This window comes from Paenibacillus hebaui, from assembly GCF_051934385.1.
Taxonomy (GTDB): Bacteria; Bacillota; Bacilli; order Paenibacillales; family Paenibacillaceae; genus Paenibacillus.
In genome coordinates this window covers 3,030,879-3,049,678 of record NZ_CP196836.1, presented here as the reverse complement: position 1 = coordinate 3,049,678, position 18,800 = coordinate 3,030,879, and the positions used below count along the sequence as shown (strand labels likewise).

Annotated in this window: 18 protein-coding genes and 1 pseudogene; 5 read left to right on the top strand and 14 right to left on the bottom strand. The window is 43.6% G+C overall.

Features of this window, described 5'->3' with window-relative positions; genetic code table 11:
* Positions 1-219: 219 nt before the first annotated feature.
* The gene (locus tag ACR32F_RS13620) at positions 220-1,776 is read right to left on the bottom strand and encodes an ABC-F family ATP-binding cassette domain-containing protein (protein ID WP_440119199.1); all 1,557 of its coding nucleotides are present in this window, start codon (positions 1,774-1,776) and stop codon (positions 220-222) included.
* A gap of 366 nt (positions 1,777-2,142) precedes the next feature.
* Between ACR32F_RS13620 and ACR32F_RS13615 the strand changes: the two genes are divergently transcribed.
* A complete protein-coding gene (locus tag ACR32F_RS13615) occupies positions 2,143-2,616 on the top strand; it encodes an SET domain-containing protein (protein ID WP_440119836.1) in 474 nt (157 codons plus the stop codon).
* 231 nt (positions 2,617-2,847) lie between these two features.
* On the opposite strand, the gene ACR32F_RS13610 is transcribed toward ACR32F_RS13615, so the two are convergent.
* The 6 genes and pseudogenes from ACR32F_RS13610 to ACR32F_RS13585 form a co-directional block, all read right to left on the bottom strand.
* Complete coding sequence (locus ACR32F_RS13610) at positions 2,848-3,456, bottom strand: DUF1349 domain-containing protein (RefSeq protein WP_440119197.1); 609 nt, start codon at positions 3,454-3,456, stop codon at positions 2,848-2,850.
* A gap of 259 nt (positions 3,457-3,715) precedes the next feature.
* Positions 3,716-5,060 (bottom strand): annotated as a pseudogene (locus ACR32F_RS13605) (dihydrolipoyl dehydrogenase family protein).
* A gap of 37 nt (positions 5,061-5,097) precedes the next feature.
* Positions 5,098-6,612 carry an osmoprotectant update ABC transporter permease/substrate-binding subunit OpuFB gene (opuFB, locus tag ACR32F_RS13600; RefSeq protein WP_440119196.1) on the bottom strand — a complete coding sequence of 505 codons (1,515 nt, stop codon included), beginning with the start codon at positions 6,610-6,612 and terminating at the stop codon, positions 5,098-5,100.
* Positions 6,605-7,648, bottom strand: coding sequence for an ABC transporter ATP-binding protein (locus ACR32F_RS13595; RefSeq protein WP_440119195.1), 1,044 nt, complete (start codon positions 7,646-7,648; stop codon positions 6,605-6,607). The genes opuFB and ACR32F_RS13595 overlap by 8 nt, the downstream gene beginning before the upstream one ends.
* A gap of 200 nt (positions 7,649-7,848) precedes the next feature.
* Positions 7,849-8,706, bottom strand: a complete 858-nt coding sequence (locus ACR32F_RS13590; protein WP_440119194.1) for an ergot alkaloid biosynthesis protein — start codon at positions 8,704-8,706, stop codon at positions 7,849-7,851.
* A gap of 132 nt (positions 8,707-8,838) precedes the next feature.
* Positions 8,839-9,423, bottom strand: a complete 585-nt coding sequence (locus tag ACR32F_RS13585; protein ID WP_440119193.1) for a TetR/AcrR family transcriptional regulator — start codon at positions 9,421-9,423, stop codon at positions 8,839-8,841.
* Positions 9,424-9,593: 170 nt separating this feature from the next.
* Here ACR32F_RS13585 and ACR32F_RS13580 point away from each other — a divergent pair, with 170 nt between their 5' ends.
* On the top strand, positions 9,594-9,947 hold the full coding sequence (locus ACR32F_RS13580) for an iron-sulfur cluster biosynthesis family protein (protein ID WP_440119192.1): 354 nt from the start codon (positions 9,594-9,596) through the stop codon (positions 9,945-9,947).
* Positions 9,948-9,998: 51 nt separating this feature from the next.
* Here ACR32F_RS13580 and ACR32F_RS13575 read toward each other — a convergent pair whose 3' ends face one another.
* Positions 9,999-10,991 (bottom strand): WG repeat-containing protein, encoded by a 993-nt coding sequence (locus ACR32F_RS13575; RefSeq protein ID WP_440119191.1) that lies wholly within the window; start codon positions 10,989-10,991, stop codon positions 9,999-10,001.
* 1,310 nt (positions 10,992-12,301) lie between these two features.
* Between ACR32F_RS13575 and ACR32F_RS13570 the strand changes: the two genes are divergently transcribed.
* On the top strand, positions 12,302-13,078 hold the full coding sequence (locus tag ACR32F_RS13570) for a M15 family metallopeptidase (RefSeq protein ID WP_440119190.1): 777 nt from the start codon (positions 12,302-12,304) through the stop codon (positions 13,076-13,078).
* 178 nt (positions 13,079-13,256) lie between these two features.
* Here the strand turns inward: ACR32F_RS13570 and ACR32F_RS13565 are convergent, their stop codons facing one another.
* Complete coding sequence (locus ACR32F_RS13565; RefSeq protein ID WP_440119189.1) at positions 13,257-13,496, bottom strand: hypothetical protein; 240 nt, start codon at positions 13,494-13,496, stop codon at positions 13,257-13,259.
* 130 nt (positions 13,497-13,626) lie between these two features.
* On the opposite strand from ACR32F_RS13565, the gene ACR32F_RS13560 reads away from it, so the two are divergent.
* Positions 13,627-14,259 carry a nitroreductase family protein gene (locus tag ACR32F_RS13560; RefSeq protein WP_440119188.1) on the top strand — a complete coding sequence of 211 codons (633 nt, stop codon included), beginning with the start codon at positions 13,627-13,629 and terminating at the stop codon, positions 14,257-14,259.
* A 72-nt stretch (positions 14,260-14,331) separates the two neighbouring features.
* Here ACR32F_RS13560 and ACR32F_RS13555 read toward each other — a convergent pair whose 3' ends face one another.
* Positions 14,332-15,141 carry a leucine-rich repeat domain-containing protein gene (locus ACR32F_RS13555; RefSeq protein WP_440119187.1) on the bottom strand — a complete coding sequence of 270 codons (810 nt, stop codon included), beginning with the start codon at positions 15,139-15,141 and terminating at the stop codon, positions 14,332-14,334.
* Positions 15,142-15,591: 450 nt separating this feature from the next.
* Here ACR32F_RS13555 and ACR32F_RS13550 point away from each other — a divergent pair, with 450 nt between their 5' ends.
* Positions 15,592-16,056 carry an AraC family transcriptional regulator gene (locus ACR32F_RS13550; RefSeq protein WP_440119186.1) on the top strand — a complete coding sequence of 155 codons (465 nt, stop codon included), beginning with the start codon at positions 15,592-15,594 and terminating at the stop codon, positions 16,054-16,056.
* Between the two features lie 205 nt (positions 16,057-16,261).
* On the opposite strand, the gene ACR32F_RS13545 is transcribed toward ACR32F_RS13550, so the two are convergent.
* From ACR32F_RS13545 to ACR32F_RS13530, 4 genes are all read right to left on the bottom strand, one after another.
* Positions 16,262-16,501: an indolepyruvate ferredoxin oxidoreductase subunit alpha gene (locus ACR32F_RS13545; protein WP_419892256.1), complete on the bottom strand. Its 240-nt coding sequence runs from the start codon at positions 16,499-16,501 to the stop codon at positions 16,262-16,264.
* Positions 16,502-16,537: 36 nt separating this feature from the next.
* The gene (locus ACR32F_RS13540; protein ID WP_440119185.1) at positions 16,538-17,080 is read right to left on the bottom strand and encodes an NADPH-dependent FMN reductase; all 543 of its coding nucleotides are present in this window, start codon (positions 17,078-17,080) and stop codon (positions 16,538-16,540) included.
* 34 nt (positions 17,081-17,114) lie between these two features.
* The gene (locus ACR32F_RS13535) at positions 17,115-17,543 is read right to left on the bottom strand and encodes an Rrf2 family transcriptional regulator (RefSeq protein WP_440119184.1); all 429 of its coding nucleotides are present in this window, start codon (positions 17,541-17,543) and stop codon (positions 17,115-17,117) included.
* 128 nt (positions 17,544-17,671) lie between these two features.
* Complete coding sequence (locus ACR32F_RS13530; protein ID WP_440119183.1) at positions 17,672-18,670, bottom strand: NAD(P)/FAD-dependent oxidoreductase; 999 nt, start codon at positions 18,668-18,670, stop codon at positions 17,672-17,674.
* Between the last annotated feature and the right edge of the window lie 130 nt (positions 18,671-18,800).

The window sequence follows — 18,800 nt, the reverse complement described above, 5'->3', positions numbered from 1 at the left end:
TAGTGAAACAGGTCTATTTTATGTAAATGTAAGTGCTTTCAAAAATTATATTATTGCCTGCTCGAAGCTGTCAACCACTAATTCGCTAATACATTATTTTGCTGTAACGATGCGAAAAAAGCGCGTATTCCGCCTGCCTCGCAAGCAAAATACGCGCCTTTCATCACCGTTCGAATAACGGATTGGGACAAGCTCCCACGGCTGAGTTACGATATGATTTTAGAATACTTTCGTTGTCCACGACTCACAGTTCCACGTCTCTGTAACCACATCACGATAGAATTCAGGTTCGTGAGAGATCAGCAGAATACTGCCTTTGTACGCTTTGAGTGCTCGTTTCAACTCTTCCTTGGCATCGACGTCCAGATGGTTCGTCGGCTCATCGAGTACAAGCAGGTTGGTTTCGTTATTGATCAGTTTGCAGAGACGAACTTTGGCTTTCTCGCCACCGCTCAATACCGCTACCTTGCTCTCGATATGTTTCGTGGTTAGTCCACATTTCGCAAGTGCAGCACGCACTTCGAATTGGGTATAGGAAGGGAACTCCTGCCAGATCTCTTCGATACAGGTATTGTAGTTTGCATCCTTCATCTCTTGTTGGAAATACCCAATCTCCAGATGTTCACCACGCTGAACGGTTCCTTCCAATGCCTGAATTTCACCCAAAATGCTGCGCATCAGGGTTGTTTTACCGATCCCGTTTGCACCAACGAGTGCAATTTTCTGTCCACGCTCCATGCGCAAATCCAGGGGTCTGGACAACGGTTCGTTGTATCCAATCACAAGCCCTTTGGTTTCGAAAATGAGCTTGCCGGATGTTCTTGCATCACGGAAGTTAAACTGTGGTTTTGGTTTCTCCTTGGCGATTTCGATGACATCCATCTTGTCCAGCTTCTTCTGTCTGGACATCGCCATGTTGCGGGTAGCCACGCTTGCTTTGTTCCGGGCCACAAAGTCCTTGAGGTCAGCAATTTCCTGTTGCTGGCGCTTGTAAGCTGATTCCAGCTGCTGTTTTCTCATCTCATGGACTTCCTGGAAGTGATCATAATCGCCCACATAGCGGGTTAGATCCTGATTCTCCATATGATAGATCAAGTTAATCACACTGTTCAGGAACGGAATATCATGAGAAATGAGGATAAACGCATTCTCATATTCCTGCAAATAACGTTTCAGCCATTCAATATGCAATTCGTCCAGATAGTTGGTAGGCTCATCCAGGAGCAGAATATCCGGTTTTTCGAGCAGCAGCTTGGCAAGCAGTACCTTTGTACGTTGTCCACCACTCAGATCATTAACATCCTTGTCCAGACCGATATCCGTCAGACCCAGACCACGCGCTGTCTCGTCCACTTTGGCATCGATCATGTAGAAATCCTGATTGGTCAGCGTATCCTGAATCGTACCTACATCCTCAAGTAGCTGTTCCAATTCCTCAGGAGTTACATCTCCCATTTTGCCGTACATATCATTCATTTCCTGCTCCATATCGAACAAATACTGGAACGCACCACGAAGAATATCACGAATGGATTGTCCTTTGTTCAGTACGGCATGTTGATCCAGATAACCGACACGCATCCGTTTGGACCACTCCACTTTGCCTTCATCCGGCTGAAGCTTGCCCGTAATAATGTTCATGAAGGTGGATTTACCTTCACCATTGGCCCCGATCAGACCAATATGTTCGCCCTTCAACAGGCGGAATGAAACGTTGTTAAAGATAGCACGGTCACCAAAACCGTGACTTAATTTTTCCACATTTAATATGCTCATTCATGACACCTTTTCTATATAGACTTAATTCTTTCAGCATTTTGCATCATTCGAATCCTACCGCTCACGGGTACAAGATATAGACGAACAGGATCATTTCAATCTATATCTTGCTGATTGGAAGACGCTCAGGGGATTTATGCAAAATGCTCCTTTGTATATTATAAGCGTTATATCATGCACAACTCAACGCCATATTGAAAATTAGTCCCCCTTTTTCGACGAAATGACCTGTCCCCCAACACTTGATTCACCCAAGCCGGATGCTTTACATTTGCCTTATATGAAAGTATAGGTTAAAATTTTGCCTTAAACGACTTACTACTATATAGAACGGAGCTCTTAGAAGAGCATCAGGTGAATATGATGATCGAAGTGAAACAATCCAAATTGGGTGATGGTGAATTTAACCGGGGGGTATTTGCTACCGTTGATATTCCTAAAGGCCAGCTGATCCACCAGGCCCCGGTTGTCCCTTATCCGAATGAAGACCACGAGCACGTTGAAAAAACGCTTCTGGAAGATTATGTGTTCGAATATGGTGCCAATCACACCGCGATCCTGCTGGGGTACGGCAGTTTGATTAACCATTCCTATGAACCGAACGCAACCTATGATATCAACTTTGAAAACCATACCTTTGACTTCTATGCTTATACAGATATCAAAGCCGGTGAAGAAGTGCTCATCAATTATAACGGCGAGGAAGATAATATGGACCCGTTATGGTTCCTGGATGATTATGAGGAACGTATGCGTGAGTTGAATGAAGCTAATGATGATAACGAGGATGGCGAAGAGAACGAACCTGCGTCACTGGACACGGATTCGAGTAAATAAACGAGAAATCCAGCAAAATTAGTAAGGTAGGGAGTACGGAATATGATGTGAACAGAGCTTACTGGGTGTGCTTCCTTATGCCAGATAAATGAATAAGTTTTCGATGTTCTAACATGTCTACGTCAAAACAAGATCAAAACAAGCAAGTCCTCCGCGATGGAAGACTTGCTTGTTTTCGTGTTTGATATGCTTATCGCCTTTGATATGCTTAGCACCCTGTCCCTGCTTGTCTTAATCGAGCACAGGGGGATCTGTGTGCAGATCTTCATCAGGCGCTGTGCAATGCCACTTGGTAAACGCAACTTCGAATCCGGCACGCTTCGGTGAACACAGAAACGGGCCCGCCTGCTTATCCGCTGGATAGGGAAAGCGTGCAACCCGGATCGTTCGCCAAGGATGCTCATCCGTGCGAGCACGGATGACTACGGCTTCATCGTGATAGGAAGCGCGAATGGTAACAATGCGGCCGCCCCACTCCGGTACGGGGGACAGTGACCAATCCGAAAACTTGTCGGTCACGACTGCTCCAACATGCACCACACCGTCGTTTACTTCAACCCCGGCCTTGATCCATTGGTCCTGCCCATGCCATAACATCAACCCTGCCTGATCATATAATTCGGTGAACGAACTCAGATCAAATGATACTTCAACAGCCTCGGTTCCATCCCATGGAGCAAGCATGGCGTGTCCATTCTGGTGACAGAAACCATAGAATGTTTTCTCCCAGAAATCACTGCCTTCCTGCGCTTCCACAATGAAATGCTCGCCTTTCATCCTTGCAGCAACCGGATCGGTTGTCCACTTGGCTTCATGTACTCGAAGAAAACTAGATGACATGATTATTCCCATCCTTTCACATTCACGTCTTGTAACCTCGTTACTATACAAAATGGACTGAAGACTATAACACTCTGATACTTCAATTGCAGAACCATCTTCCGATCGCTGTTATCCCCAGATTTTTTGATCTTTTTCAAATGGAAAAATCCGGGGATAAAGGCGAACGCTCCGCTTCTTCAGATTGATTCAGCACTTTCCGTTTCGTGTAATCTTCTTTTTACTTTGTATAGACACAAATTACAACACGTGAGTTCATCTAAATTAGAGAGCCGAGGTCCGATGCGGCTGAAGGATATGCAAAATTCATGGTGCTTAACTGATCGGTCGTCAGATCGAACTGAATCGCCATGGCAAACAGGTTAATCAGTTCCTCTGTCTCGCTACCCAATATGTGCGCACCCAGGATGCGCCCCGTTGCCTTGTCGATCACAACTTTGGCCATGGCATTTTTTTCATTCGTACGTTTATAAGTATACCATTTTGACATATCATTTACCTTCACCTCGTAGCCTTCTTTCTCGGCTTGCTCCACGCCAAGACCTACAGAACCAAGGGATGGCACGGTAAACACAATCGAAGGCATCACTTTATAATTCGGTTTGTTGTGGTTACCCTCCAGCAGATTCAAGGACACCGCTCGGGATTCCTGTCCCGCGAGCGGGGTCAACGGCAGTCCTTCCGTTGCGGGCAACGTCACCAGCTGCATAGACTCTTGGGTTGCTTTCACTTTGCAAGTACTCGTTGACGGTAATACCTTTTTGGCTATAACTGACGTTACCTTTCTCCAGTTCCAGCCCGTCCACGTTGGGAACACGGCCGGCTCCGTGAACAACAATTCCACATTGCCACTGATGATCTGCACCGTTTCGAGTGCCGCTGACCACATAGGTCTGCCCCTGCTGCCTGATCGACTTCACTTCTGCATTCAGGTGAATATGAATGCCCACTTCTTCGGATTTTTGTAATAAACGCTCCACAAGCTCCGAGTCGAATTGTTCCAGCGGCCGCTCGCCTCGATGTATAATGTGGACCTCCGTCCCGGCTCTGGCAGCAATATGAGCAAACTCAAATGCAATATATCCGCCACCCACCAGCACTAATTTATCCGGCAACTGTTCCAGATCAAGAAAATCATCACTGTATATTAGGTGTTCCTCACCATCAATAGAGAGCGGTGCCGGATGTGCGCCTGTAGCGATCAGAATATGTTTTCCCTGAAGAACCTCATCCCCTACTCGAATGTGGTCTTCATCAACAAAAGAAGCTTTGCCATGAAACGTGTCCATCCCGGCCTGTTTGAATTTATCCTCACTTGCTCTTGGAATGCTTTCGGTAAACGTACGTTTAAATGTCATGAGATCAGACCAGTTAATAGTCGTTCGCCCTTGAATGCCCTTCCCATGCATCCGCTCATTCCAGTCAATTATCTCGGCTGCTCCAGCCAGCACTTTTTTGGGATCACAACCGCGCAATGCACAGGTTCCTCCAAAATCACGCTCATCAATGACGGCAATTTTCCATCCTGCTTCAGCGCACCGGGTTATAACGGAGCTTGCTGCGCTCCCCGTTCCAATCGCAATAAGATCATATCGTTGTGTCATGTAAACCCTCCTCTTCATGTGTAACCAGATCGTTAAACTATAGTAAACCTGCTTTTTGCAGATATTGCGTCGCTGCTTGCTCTGCACTAACTTCATTTACATTGACTTCGTAATTCATCTGGCGCATCTCCTCGTCCTTGATTCGACCCGCGAGTTGATTCAGTACCTCCACAAGCTGCGGATATTGATCTGCCGTTTCTTTACGGAGCATAGGTGCCCCTTGATACGGTGGAAACAGCTCCTGATCATCCTCAAGCACAACAAGTTTATACTGTCTCAGCTCACTGTCTGTGGAGTATGCATCGACCAGATTAATATCTCCTCGCTGAACAGCACCATAGCGCAGCTTCGGTTCCATCGTGGTTACATTCGGAAATGTAATGCCATACTTTTTCTGGATTCCAAGGTAGCCGTCTTCCCGGTCAGAGAATTCAAGCGTAAACCCTGCCTTGATCTGCTGTTGTACCGCTTTGAGATCTGAAATGGTCTTAAGGTTGTATTGGTCTGCTATATTCTGTGGAACGGCCAGTGTGTAGGTGTTGTTGTAGTCCATCGGGTTCAAAAGCACCATATTGAACTGGCTGGACATGCCTTCTCTCGCCTGTTCATATACTTCTGTGCGATCCGTGCTTACCGCTGTCTCTTTCATGAATTCCGAGATCGCTGTACCCGTGAATTCAGGATAGATATCAATGTCCCCTGATTGGAGTGCATTGAACAGGAATGGCGTTTTGCCTAGTCCTGGCTTCAGCTCTACCGTCAGATCGGTATCCTTTTCAATCAACAATTTGTACATATGAATGAGAATTTCCGGTTCTGCACCCAATTTACCGGCAATGACCAGATCCTTCTGTCCTCCACGGGAGAGCCAGGGGATCGTAATTACAAGTACAGCCACCAGAGCCAGCGTTCCAAGAGTGACGAGTGTTTTTCGGAAGGACAAACGTTGGAACTGACGCAGCAGTACATCAAATAATATGGCAAGCAATGCAGCTGGAATTGCTCCAAATATAATCAGTGCCGTATCGTTTCGATCGATTCCTAGCAAAATCAGTTCGCCTAGACCGCCTGCACCAATGAGGGCAGCAAGTGTCGCCGTCCCAACGATCAGAACCATCGCGGTACGAATACCTGCCATGATGACAGGCATCGCAAGTGGCAGCTCCACCTTGATCAGACGCTGACGATTGTTCATGCCCATCGCGTTGGCCGCCTCGATCATCGAAGGATCAACTTCCGATATCCCTGTGTAGGTATTGCGAAGTACCGGAAGCAGAGCATACACAACAAGTGCAATGATCGCTGGCAATGTCCCTATACCGAACAATGGAATGAGCAATCCAAGCAGGGCCAGCGACGGGATCGTCTGCAAGACAGCCGCAACACCTATAATAGGTTCAGCCGCTCTTGGCTTGCGTGTTAGATATATACCAAGCGGAATGGCGATTAGAACCGCAAAGAACAATGCGATAAATGAGATTTGAATATGTTCCAGCAAAGCAGACAACAACTGCCCTTTCCGCTCACTGAATACCTCCGAGAATCTACTCATGTTCTTCACCTCGTTCCTGCAACTGACCAGACCAATACCGCATCAGATCAGCTCGAGTGACCTGACCTATAATCTGGCGGTCTCTCTCGACCAATAAATGGTCATGGGAAGCCATAATATCCACTAGTTCCGTCAGCGTAATCGCTACGGGGACGGCGGTTTTGGCAGACTTCGGCACATGACCAGGTGAGATCGGCGACATGATCGATTCAAGATTAAATGATGAATCCAATCGTTCCTCTGTGCTTAATGTCGCTCGCAATCCGTTCGTCGGTTCGACACCACGCGGTGCAGACTCCGAACTCATATTCAGACTTGAACCTCCAACAAATTCTCTTACAAATGTATCTGCTGGCTGCTGGATCAACTCTTGCGGGGTACCCACTTGCAACACCTGTCCATCCTTCATGATACAGATGCGATCACCCAGCTTCATCGCTTCCTGAATGTCATGAGTGACAAATACAATGGTTTTCTTCATCTGACGCTGGATATCCAGAATATCATCCTGCAGCTTCTCCCGGCTCATCGGATCAAGTGCACTGAACGGTTCATCCATTAATACAATCTCGGGATCGGCAGCGAGTGCTCGCAATACACCGATTCTTTGCTGCTGTCCCCCAGATAATTCCGCAGGCTTGCGATCACTATAGGTTTGACCATTCAGTCCAACCATGTCGAGCAAGGTATGTACGCGTTCCTTAATTTTGTCAGACTTCCATTTTCTTAGTTCAGGAACAACGGCAATATTTTCAGCGATCGTCATATGCGGGAACAATGCAATCTGCTGCAGCACATATCCGATATTCCAGCGTAGTTCATGAATGTTATATTCATCAATGAGTCGTTCGTTAATTCGCACCGTGCCAGCTGTGCGTTCAATCAAACGATTGATCATTTTGAGCATCGTTGTTTTGCCACAACCGCTCGGACCAATCATAACGAACAGCTCACCTTTGTTGATTTGCAGGTTAACCTGACGTAAAGCATCGGTTCCATCAGGGTACTGCTTGGATACATTATCGAACTGGATCATTCGGGCCATTCGCTCCTTTATTAAACATTCATTCTCATCTATTTCCCCAAAAGTGAGTTCGTATAATCACCGCTTTGCGTAGTGCCCGATGGCTATTGTAAGATCGAGAGTCAAGTAAACGATATCAACTTGTTGTTAGACAGGCAAAAAGACGGGCACTAGGCACCGTCTTCTTGTTTAATAAGGAAAGTTATCTTCCATTATTTCCATACTTCCATATGATTTTGAACAAATTGCTCGAATGAAATCGGGCTATTCCCCGTTATTTTTTTCACCGTATCCGTCGTTTGATCCTCTCTCCCCTCCTCCCGGATAGGTACATCCAGTCCTGCGAGAGCAGTAGCGTACTCTTCTGACATTCCCGCCCGAATCATGCTGTTCCTCAGATCATCATCGGACAGTGATTCATGCTGAATGGGCTGATTCAGGAAACGGCTCATGACGTCTGCAACCTGTCCATAGGATAACGTTTCTGGCCCTGTAATGATGTGCTCCGTATTATGGGGTACAACATCAGTGAGTGCATGAACACCGACCGCAGCAATATCATTTACGCTGACAAATCCAATTTTCCCGTCCCCGGCGGCACTAAAGATTTTCCCGATTTGTTTCATGTTCTGTCTGTGTGGTCCCTCCGTAAAGTTTTCCATAAAATAAGACGGTTGTAGCACAGTCCACTCGGGAGCCAGCTCCTTCAAAGCCTGATGTACCCTGCCAAATATAGGGCCGTTCTCATCAACCGAAGCACTGCCGAGCAGCACGAATCGCTTAACGCCTTCCCATAACGCCTCCTTAATAAAAGGAATCATCACTTCTTCGGGATTCATGTCCATTGCAGGAACCACAAGGTATACATGGTCCACATTCTTCAATGCTGCAGCAAAAGTGGATGGATCATACCAATCAAAATAGACGCTGTTCTCGGCTCTATTGGAAGTGGGGTTACTTCTGCCTGCCAGGCGTACCGGGTATTTCCGCTCCTGAAGCAAAGCCGCAATGCGGCTGCCTGTCTTGCCATTCGCTCCTGTAATAAGTGTTAAAGGTTTATCATTGATCATGTTCATTTCCTCCTTCGGTCTGTTGTTGTCCATTTTCTAGACTGATCAGTCTAGAATGGTGAAAAAATAAACGCCTTAAGCGTTCATTTCATTTTAAGAAATTCAGCAAACAAAGCATTTTGATGTAAAGTTTCAATCCATAACTTTCAGTGTCGTACGTACAAGCTCTTGCATCACTTCTGCGCTGGCACCACTCTTGGCCGTGAAGGTCAGTGATAAGCGGGAATAATTCAGAAACCGGGCAAGGCCGGGCAATTCTTCCACAGGATGTCTCAGCTCACCACTCTTCTGTCCACGCAACAGCACTACGTGAAAAACATCTTCCATCTGTTGGTTAGTGCACTGAATAAAGGCTGCAATTTCGTGATTCTGTGGTGCCTGTTCAACCGCGCTATTGATAATAAAGCACTCGTTCCGGCGTTTCTCATCCGTCAGTACATTAACAGCTTCGTTAAAAAGCTGCTCCACGCCCTGTCTTGCACTGTCGCATTCGTTCAGAAATTGCATGGCAGCTTCTGTTTTCTGCTCGATGTAGAATTTCAATGCAGAGACGAATAAATCATGCTTGGTTCCGTAGGTGTCATATAAACTCTGACGTGCAATCCCCAACTCGTTTAAGAGCAAGGTCAGGGAAGTGCCCTCATAACCATAGACTCCAAATACAGACGTTGCTTTGCGCAGAACACTTTCGGTATCAAACTCCTTCGCTCTTCCCAATGTCAGACCTCACCTCCTCCTTGAATTAAGTACAGAATACATTTTCCAGACTGATCAGTCAAGAAAGTAATTGCGTTGATTTTTCACAGGGTGGTATAATGATATTAGAAATTGAACGAATTGAATTTACCTTTTACGAAGCCTTTCAACATATAAAGGAGTGTAACGATATGCATATTCAAATTACAGATCTGGCGGTAAAACGCTTAACGGAAAGTCTGAATGATCAGCCTGGTTATTTCAAGGTCTTCTATGACATGGAAGGTTGTGGCTGTAACGGTATTATCGTCATTCTGATCGTCGATGAACCAAGTGCGCTGGATGTCCAAATCGAGACCAATCTGGTTCCATTCTATGTAGATCCGAAGCAACAGCTGAACCTTGAACAGCATATGAAGCTGAATACAGAAGAAAATCACCCTTCCTTCACATTAAGCAGTGATTCCGGTGTACTCAGCAGCAATGTTCGGGTTCGCGATACTCGTGCCTTAGTCGCTGGAATTTCCAAGGGATCTGTTTCGTAAAACAATGAAGTCCATCTCATTTGAGATGGACTTCATTGTTCGTATTATTTTTTACTCATCATACTCCCACTTCAGAATGTCTTTAGCCTCCTTGATTACTTTTCCTTTTTTGTTGATATAATAGGCTTTTTTGTTCTTATAAACAATAGCTCGGCCATTGCTAAAGCCCGTTACACTACTGTAAATCGCGGGGATGACCATTGTACCTTTTTTGTCGATGAAGCCAACTTTTCCGTTATGTAGATTTACAGGAGCTAACCCTTCCGAATAAAAAAAGATACTAGCATACTTAGGCTTCACAACAACTGTTCCTTTTTCATTGATGAAACCCCAGTTTTTGCCGATTCTTACTCCAACCATTCCTTCATGAAAACCAGCATCATCAATTTCGTCAAACTGCGGCTTAATTAAGTAGGCTCCTTTTTTATTGATGAACCCATACTTTCCATTGATGCTGACTCGGGCTGCCCCTTTAGCGTTAAATGGTTTGGCTGTCTGAAATTTAGCCGGAATGATGATTTTTCTGTTTTTATCAACATAGCCGTATGTCCCTTGGCTACTCTGGTAAACATATAGCTTCTGATTGTGAGGATCATCATTAAAGATTTTTAGAATACTAGGTTCTTTAGATTCAACGATAAATTCGATGGTAAACTCGTTCAATACATAACCACCGATTTCATATACCGAGAGTTCTAGCAGGTATTTCCCAGGTTTCACCTTTTGGGCGAATTTGACGGTATACGAAAACGCGCCACCATCGCCCGGAAGCAATTTTAGCACCGCTGGCGAGCTTGTGACCGAAACCATGTTTCCTCCAGCGTGACCCCAACCGGACAAATAAGCTCGGGGTTTTAGATACATCGTTTCGTTGGTGTTATTGGTATAATGGGAGGGAATCTTGAGCTTCTTCGCTTCGCCAGGTTTTAATTTAATCGTTTGGCTCACTCCTTGACTCGCGGAAACTTGAGTAGGAATGCAAAATACAGATAATAGAATCGTAACAATAGAAAGCAGTAGTGCTAATTTCAGTTTCGTTCTCACGCTTAACCCTCCAGTTAATTCCTCTTCAAATTTTCATATATGTAACTTCTAACTTATAAATAAGCAACTCACTTCTAATAAATGTAAGCTGAAAAAGAATAGATACACGTCGCATTTCCTAGTGATAAGGACAGTTACATTCCAATTCAAGATCAGAACAAGGTAGCTATGGCTGGACAGACTCTTGGTTTACCTTTTCCCATGTCATCGACGCTTACGTTGCGACAGTCTGTCACTTTATCGACCACTCCAAACCAACCGGATTCTTTGTATCCCCGAAGCATCCGAATTTCCATGGCAAGACTTTGCTAAAAGCGTTCCTTCTTAGCGGAGCACCAGCATCCAGTATGAAGAACCGTACACGGTCACAAAATGAAAGGTTGCTTTTTTTTAATGTTCTGAACCTAATTGGCAATGCCGCCGCACTCCTGTATTCAACCGAATAGGCTTTTGGACAACCGAAGGCCCTGCTTGCTCTTTCTTGCACAGATGTTTGACTGGATACTTAAATCATTGCCTCGTAATATGCCAAGAGCTAGCCCATTGAAAGCTTCTTTTGCCAGTCCGAAAAATATGATGGTATGAATACCTATTAAGTTCATACCATCAAAGCCTTTATTCGTTTATGGACATTTTGGCGTGGGTAAATCTGTATAGCACTTCGGTTTGGGCCGATCTCATGCTTGTGGAGAATAGACTACATATTGTGCATGAACAGTTTCAGCAAGACCACCTTCAGTATGTATGTCTAAGAGTCCGCCCATAAAGATATTCCATTTCATACAGTCTATTAGTGAGATTCCTTATCGTTTAAACGCTATTGGAATTTTATGTATCTATTTTTGCTCATTTATTCTTCTAACCTTACAGCATTTTATATAAATAGAAAACAAAAAACTATGACAGCTCAATATCTAATCTAATTCTCCTATCTTTTATCCAAGGTATAGGAGCAACGAATTTGTCAGAATTTAGTCTCTCAAGTCTTGAAAGACAGGAAACCGCTACTCGACTTACCCGGAACGTTGATCTATAAACGAGCCCAAACCATCAGTCATGTGTTAAATGGGCTCTATACAGATTTTTACGAAATATTCCGTCATAGTCGATAACGTGGAAAACTATTCTCGTGAATTCTGGAAAGTAATGTTTATCTTTTATTCTTTTTCTCGTCAGCAACCTAAACTATCAATCTTGCAAACTTTGTTTACAACTCGGAAACATTTGGAGAACCTATGGATATAATCCTCTAGTATACTCGGTATATAACAATGTACGAGATTGATATAACCCGAGGAGGAACACATTTCATGAAATCTTTTACTCGCAAATCCATCGTATCCACGATACTCATAGGCTCTGTCGTTGCAGGTTCAGCGTTCACGACACTGCCTTTCACTATGAATATGAACCCGGTCGCGTCTGCTGCCAGCTCTAGCTTCACTCAATTTCTGCATGATAACGCACCAGGTCGTACGATCAAAACAACCAGCAATGGTCTGGCCACCGTAACGAATCTATCAAGTACCGTTGTCCTTGTAAATAAAAAAAGAAATTTGCCTTCAACCTATGCACCACAGGATTTGGTTGTTCCTAATATCCCGTTCAGCTTCTCCGGCTCCAGTCCAAAAAAGCAAATGCGTAAAGTGGCTGCGACTGCGATTGAGAAGTTGTTCGCTGCTGCCAAAAAAGACGGCATTGATATCAAAGCCGTGTCTGGCTATCGTTCTTATGCAACTCAGAAATCCATTTTTGACCGCAACGCCAGCATCAAAGGCGAAGCTGTTGCCAATAAAACGAGTGCACGTCCAGGACAAAGTGAACACCAGACCGGACTCGCGATGGATATCTCCAGCGCTTCTGCGGGATATGATCTACAGCAAAGCTTTGGCAATACCAAGGAAGGCAAATGGCTGAAAGCCAATGCCCATAAATATGGCTTCATCATTCGTTATGGCAAGGATCAGGAGAAATTGACCGGTTACTCTTATGAGCCATGGCATGTGCGTTACGTGGGTGTATATATTGCTGGTGAAATTACGAGCCAGAAGCTTACGCTCGAGCAATATTTGGAGCGCGCCAAGTAAACAGCCGGAAGCTGAATGATAAAATAACTCGTTCCGCTCTTATGACTATCCTATGTAAACGAACAAAACTGAACTATACAGGACAGGCCCGCAATCGGGCCTTTCGCTCCTGCATGCATCATATCCACTATATTTTCACCCACCTCATCTACCAGCAAATAAAACATGTTGTCATCGATTAAGGACCTACGATTTTTCTGAATACGAAGGGCAATTTCTTCAAGCTTTCCGTTCCGGCCCAGGAACCAACGCCAGCAAGCAGTTCATTATGGAACAGATAAAGTGCCACATTGTATACGACCGTACCGAGGATCATCTCCACAACCAAAAACCGTTTTAGCGTGGAGGATTCAATAACAAATACCTGAAATTCATGCCGGGACATTCCTGCCTTATATCTTGTGATGAAAGATATCATGAATCACCTCAACTGTTTTATTTTAGATTATGGCGGGCATATCTTGTCTTATTCAAAAATAATACTTACATAAAGTAACTAAGTGTGTTATAGTCAGTTTACAAAACATACATAAGCGAGGGAAACTACCATGAGTGAGCTGGAGAATCTGGTTAAAAACCGCAGATCGGCCGTTATTTTTGAAGAAGGAATTGAAATTTCAGAGTTGGAACTGCAAGAGATGTTTGCCCTGAACAAATTCGCACCTTCCGCCTTTAACCTGCAACATACCCACTATCTTGTGCTTACAGACGCAAAACAGATAGAAAAGGTCTTTGAAGCTTCCCAGCAATATAAAGTTAAAACCGCATCTGCCGTCATTGTGGTATTGGGCGATGTCAACGCACACCATCATATTCGTACGATTAATGAGGGCTTGTTAAACCTTGGTGTACTTACTCCCTTCCAATACGAACAGGAGTCACAGAGTGTCATCGAATTTTACGAAACACGGGGAAGGTTCTTTCAACGCGAAGATGCGATTCGCAATGCCAGCCTGTCAGCCATGCAATTGATGCTAATCGCTCAGGATCGTGGCTGGGACACCTGCCCTATGATCGGCTTCGACGCTGAAGAACTGCAACGGAGCTTGGATATTCCTGACCATTATGTACCTGCCATGCTAATTACGATGGGCAAAAAATCAGAAGCCAAGCAGCGCCCGCGCGGATACCGCAAACCGATTAATGAATACGTCAGCTTCAACAAAATGCAAGCCGAATAACTATACGCTGTAAACCAAAAAGCCACGATCTCTCGTGGCTTTACTACGTTTGAATAGATTTCATCCTATGCTTTAATACGTTTCATAGATAAGTCTCTCAGACATTTCAAGTTTGCCGTCAAACTCCGCATACAAGCAGAGCCGTCCGGCAGGTGTATCACCCGCGTCATACCCTACTCGAAAATGGCCACCCTCCTGAAATTCCACGTCAGCCAGAACTAATTCGTTCACATCCTCATTGGGATGGGCTTCTCCAATGAGTTGAAGCGTCCGCTCCGTTAGCTCGTCGAAATGTTTCCACGCTTCCTCAATGACAGGAATGAGCACTTCCATAGCTGCTTTGGTAGGTACACTTGCTGTAACTACAAGCTCTCTCCCCTTATACGGCACGGTTACATTGTAGTTGATTAACGAAGCATTGTATTGAAAAATCCCGACTTCTGGGACCATACAATCCGGTTCTGTAATCAGGTTGTCCGCATATTGAAGTCTCTCCAGTTTGGGATTTTGTTTAGAATCCAGCTCCGTAAGTTTATTTTCTGAGCAGTAGAGCTCTTCCAACTGTTCATTATGGCTGATATCCAGCTTTGTGATGTGGTTATTAAAGCATCTTACACTTTTCAATTCTGAATTGTGACTGATATCCAACGCTGTTAAGTGATTATGATTACAACGAATTTCCTCCAGGTTCACGCAGCTTGTAATGTCCAGATGTGATATGTAATTGCTGGCGCATTCGAGCCGTTCCAGCCTTTTATTCTGGAGCAACTCCAGTGTGAAGAGTGCGTTATAACTACAGCTTAGCTCTTTTAAATGCGGATTGTGCTCCACATCCAACTTGGAAAGCATATTCCAATGGCATTCCAGAGTTACAAGCTTCAAATTGTTGTTGACCTTCAAAACCCGGAGTCGATTAAAGCTGCAATCCAGCATCTCCAAATCTGAATTTGCACTCAAGTCCAGTGAAAGGAGTTGATTCTCTTTTGCATTTAAAGACTTGAGTCTTTTATTGTGGCTAAGATCCAACTCGATGAATTGATTATAAGAGCAATCCAATTCTTCCAGCGCACTGAAGTGTTCTATGCCCGTCAAATTTGTAAGATGATGATTTGCGAGTTGCAACGATGTAACATGATCGATGTCACTTACCTGGATAGATCCTCTCTCATTACAGAAGTGGTCCAAAATCCATTGTCTGAAATGTTCGTCCACAAAATCATGAGTAATGATTCTGAACTACCTCTCTTTTTCAAAAAAAGGATATGAATATTTTTTTATATCATGATAGCATTCGAGATGTAGCCAATTTCATTCAGAAAGGGATGAGAATCCATGGAGTTCTTTATTGAGAATCTGCCAACCTATCACATCGCCTATGTGCGACAAGTTGGTCCGTATGGGCCTGCCAACAGTCAAGCTATGGAAATGTTAAAGAGTTGGGCTAGAGCCAAAAATCTGCTTACTGCATCGACTGTATTATTTGGTATCCCCCAGGATAACCCGGAAACCACGATTCCCGAAAATTGCCGATACGATGCTTGTATTGTCATTTCGAAAGATTTTCCTATGGATGAATTGACCCCCGATCTAAACGAAACTGAACTTCCAGGCGGGCAATATCTGGTTTGCAAAATCAAACATACTACAGAGGCTGTTCAGCAAGCATGGACTGAAATTTTCCCGCGTTTGCAGAGTAGCGATTATACTCTGGATAACAAGCCAGTTATGGAAAGGTATACAGGCCATCTTGTTAACCTTGATTTTTGCGAGATATGTGTTCCGATCAGGCCTGTTTAGTTGCAAAAAAGTGACTTCAGTCAATGAAGTCACTTTTTGCTTTGGGTTCCAACAAAGACCACTAATCTCTTCACTCCGCTCCCTGCTATTGCTAATCAAGCTTAGAAGAAGAGTTTTTACTGAACTGTATTACACTTTCAGTGCGTTGAGTATCCAAGTAAAAAGCTTTGGAGCAACTCTACCCAAGCAAATGTAGATTGTTGCATTATTGCTTTTCAAAAAATTCAGTTGCTTTATGCACGTATTTCAAGTATTGCGAAGGTAAATCCTCTTCATAGTAGATCGCTTCAACCGGACACACCGCTTCACATGCGCCACAATCGATACATATATCGGGGTTAATAAAGTATTGATCCTCGCCCTGCACTATACAATCAACTGGACAAACGTCTAAACAATCAGCTGCTTTTTCTGAAATACATGCTTCGGTAATTACAAATGGCATTTCTTCCAATCTCCTTTTCGTATTTAGAATGATATCTTATCGCGACTTCAATTGAATCTGCATGAAGACTATTTCTTCGGCCAATTTCTCCAACCGACTCAGCGCATCCGCATCTTCGATTTTATTCTCAGCACCAAAATGATCACTATTTAAATAAACATATCTTGGCGCTACATATGAACGAAAAAAGCCCGCGATCGGTTTTAATTGATTTTCGACAACCAAATAATGCTGATATGTGCCCCCAGTTGCAATAAAGCCTATCACTTTATTATAAAAACTCTGTACAGGGAGTAGATCGAACACATTTTTCAGTACACCTGTCAAAGAGGATTGATATATAGGTGTGCCGATAATGAAAAAATCAGCATCAATCATTTTTTGGATTACTGACCGGGTGTGTTCATTATAATCCTCTAACTTGCGGCCATCGCAAAATTCGATGTTTTTGTATTCTCTCAAGTCTATTAGTTCAACTTCAATTTCCGGATGATTTTTTTTCACGAATTGTAGTACAGTATCCACACCAATTGCAGTCTTTGATCCAATCAATGACCCAGACAAACCTATTAATTTCATAACTGCTCCTCCTAATCACTTATCTGTATTTGAACTATTCCGTTCGTTCTAACTGACAGTCAGTCATTAATTTGAGCATACTACCCAAGTTGATTTTTCCTAACTGCCTTATCAGTTGTTGTTCACACTCTATAAAAATACTTGTGAGTTGCATATCTATCTCTGCTGTTAGATGTCCCTTAGTGCTCATGGATGGTTTGGGAATCTGTAGGGGCTTAGACGACACCAATTTATATATATCTTGTAAGGTTATATCATGCGGCTCCACGGACAACACATAACCACCATCAATACCCTCTTTTGTCTTAACATATCCCTCTTTTTTAAATGAGCTAAGGATACGGCGTATCCTAGCAGGGTTTACACTAATCTTTTCTGAGATCTGAGCACTGGTTAGTTTCTCATTCTTATGTGAACTAAGGAGAATGAGAATGTATATGACAACACTTAGCTCACTATTCATATTAGGCCCCCAAGCTCATTATTCTTCGTAATTGTCCTTCAAATCCAGTGGCATGAACTGTAGGAGGCTCACCTTTATCAAACCATGATTTTCTTTGAAATTTTGCATCATTTACCTTACTGAGCGTATCAAAGCTTCATGTTACTGCTATGACCTGGTGATAATTTGGCAGTAGGATCAATATAAACTTTAGCATTGTTGATTGCAGTTGGAGCCTCTCCGAAGCCTACAGCGATCAGCTTAATTTTCCCTGGGTAGGATGTAACGTCTCCAGCTGCAAATACTCCTGGAATATTGGTTTGCATCCGCGTATCAACAACAATAGATCCGTTATCAACTTCCAATCCCCACTCAGCAATGGGACCCAAAGAAGAAACAAAACCAAAATTCACTATAAGAGCATCACAAGGAATGATTCTTTCCTCCCCCGTTTTCGCAAAAGTGACTGTAATCTCGGTAATCCGTTCATCACCAGTTAACCCGGTAATCTCAGACGGAGTGACGATATTAACTGAAGATGCCCTCAATTTTTCATCGCTGTGTTCGTGAGCACGAAATTTATCTCGTCTGTGAAGTAAAGTGACTTCTTTGGCAATGGGCTCAAGCATAAGTGCCCAATCGACTGCAGAATCTCCACCACCGTTAATAATCACATGTTGATTGGAGAACTGCTGCAAATCTTCAACAAAATAATGAAGGTTAGATTGTTCAAACTGACTCGCGTTCTCCAGTTCCAATCGGCGTGGTTCGAATGCCCCTATACCTGCGGCAATAATAACCGACTTACTGTAATGAATAGATTTATCTGTAATAATTTCGAAATGATGTTCCCCTTTTTTTAATACCTGTTGTACCTTTTCCTCTAAATAGACATCAACCGGAAATAATTGCATCTGCTCCAGTAAATTTTCAACGAGCTGAGCAGCAGTAACCCTTGGAAATCCAGCAATATCATAGATATATTTCTCAGGGTAGAGGGCAATCGCTTGACCACCTAATTGCGGCATACTATCAATAATTTTGACACTTGCTTGACGCATACCAGCATAAAAAGCGGCAAACATTCCAGTTGGCCCACCACCAATAATCGTGATATCAGTAATCGATGGAGTAAGTTCTAGTGACAATGGGAGCTCTCCCTCTCTTTATGTTTTTATAATACACAACATAATATACTATAATGTATAAAATATATAAATATCAAATAAAATCCTTTATTAAAATCAAACATAAACGATAGATTTGATATTTTTATAC

What these genes read in the sequence shown, in the direction of transcription:
- ACR32F_RS13620 (WP_440119199.1), bottom strand. Translation starts at nt 1,776, where the DNA reads ATGAGCATATTAAATGTGGAAAAATTAAGTCACGGTTTTGGTGACCGT.
- ACR32F_RS13615 (WP_440119836.1), top strand. Translation starts at nt 2,143, where the DNA reads ATGATCGAAGTGAAACAATCCAAATTGGGTGATGGTGAATTTAACCGG.
- ACR32F_RS13610 (WP_440119197.1), bottom strand. Translation starts at nt 3,456, where the DNA reads ATGTCATCTAGTTTTCTTCGAGTACATGAAGCCAAGTGGACAACCGAT.
- opuFB (WP_440119196.1), bottom strand. Translation starts at nt 6,612, where the DNA reads ATGAGTAGATTCTCGGAGGTATTCAGTGAGCGGAAAGGGCAGTTGTTG.
- ACR32F_RS13595 (WP_440119195.1), bottom strand. Translation starts at nt 7,648, where the DNA reads ATGATCCAGTTCGATAATGTATCCAAGCAGTACCCTGATGGAACCGAT.
- ACR32F_RS13590 (WP_440119194.1), bottom strand. Translation starts at nt 8,706, where the DNA reads ATGATCAATGATAAACCTTTAACACTTATTACAGGAGCGAATGGCAAG.
- ACR32F_RS13580 (WP_440119192.1), top strand. Translation starts at nt 9,594, where the DNA reads ATGCATATTCAAATTACAGATCTGGCGGTAAAACGCTTAACGGAAAGT.
- ACR32F_RS13570 (WP_440119190.1), top strand. Translation starts at nt 12,302, where the DNA reads ATGAAATCTTTTACTCGCAAATCCATCGTATCCACGATACTCATAGGC.
- ACR32F_RS13565 (WP_440119189.1), bottom strand. Translation starts at nt 13,496, where the DNA reads ATGATATCTTTCATCACAAGATATAAGGCAGGAATGTCCCGGCATGAA.
- ACR32F_RS13560 (WP_440119188.1), top strand. Translation starts at nt 13,627, where the DNA reads ATGAGTGAGCTGGAGAATCTGGTTAAAAACCGCAGATCGGCCGTTATT.
- ACR32F_RS13550 (WP_440119186.1), top strand. Translation starts at nt 15,592, where the DNA reads ATGGAGTTCTTTATTGAGAATCTGCCAACCTATCACATCGCCTATGTG.
- ACR32F_RS13545 (WP_419892256.1), bottom strand. Translation starts at nt 16,501, where the DNA reads ATGCCATTTGTAATTACCGAAGCATGTATTTCAGAAAAAGCAGCTGAT.
- ACR32F_RS13540 (WP_440119185.1), bottom strand. Translation starts at nt 17,080, where the DNA reads ATGAAATTAATAGGTTTGTCTGGGTCATTGATTGGATCAAAGACTGCA.
- ACR32F_RS13535 (WP_440119184.1), bottom strand. Translation starts at nt 17,543, where the DNA reads ATGAATAGTGAGCTAAGTGTTGTCATATACATTCTCATTCTCCTTAGT.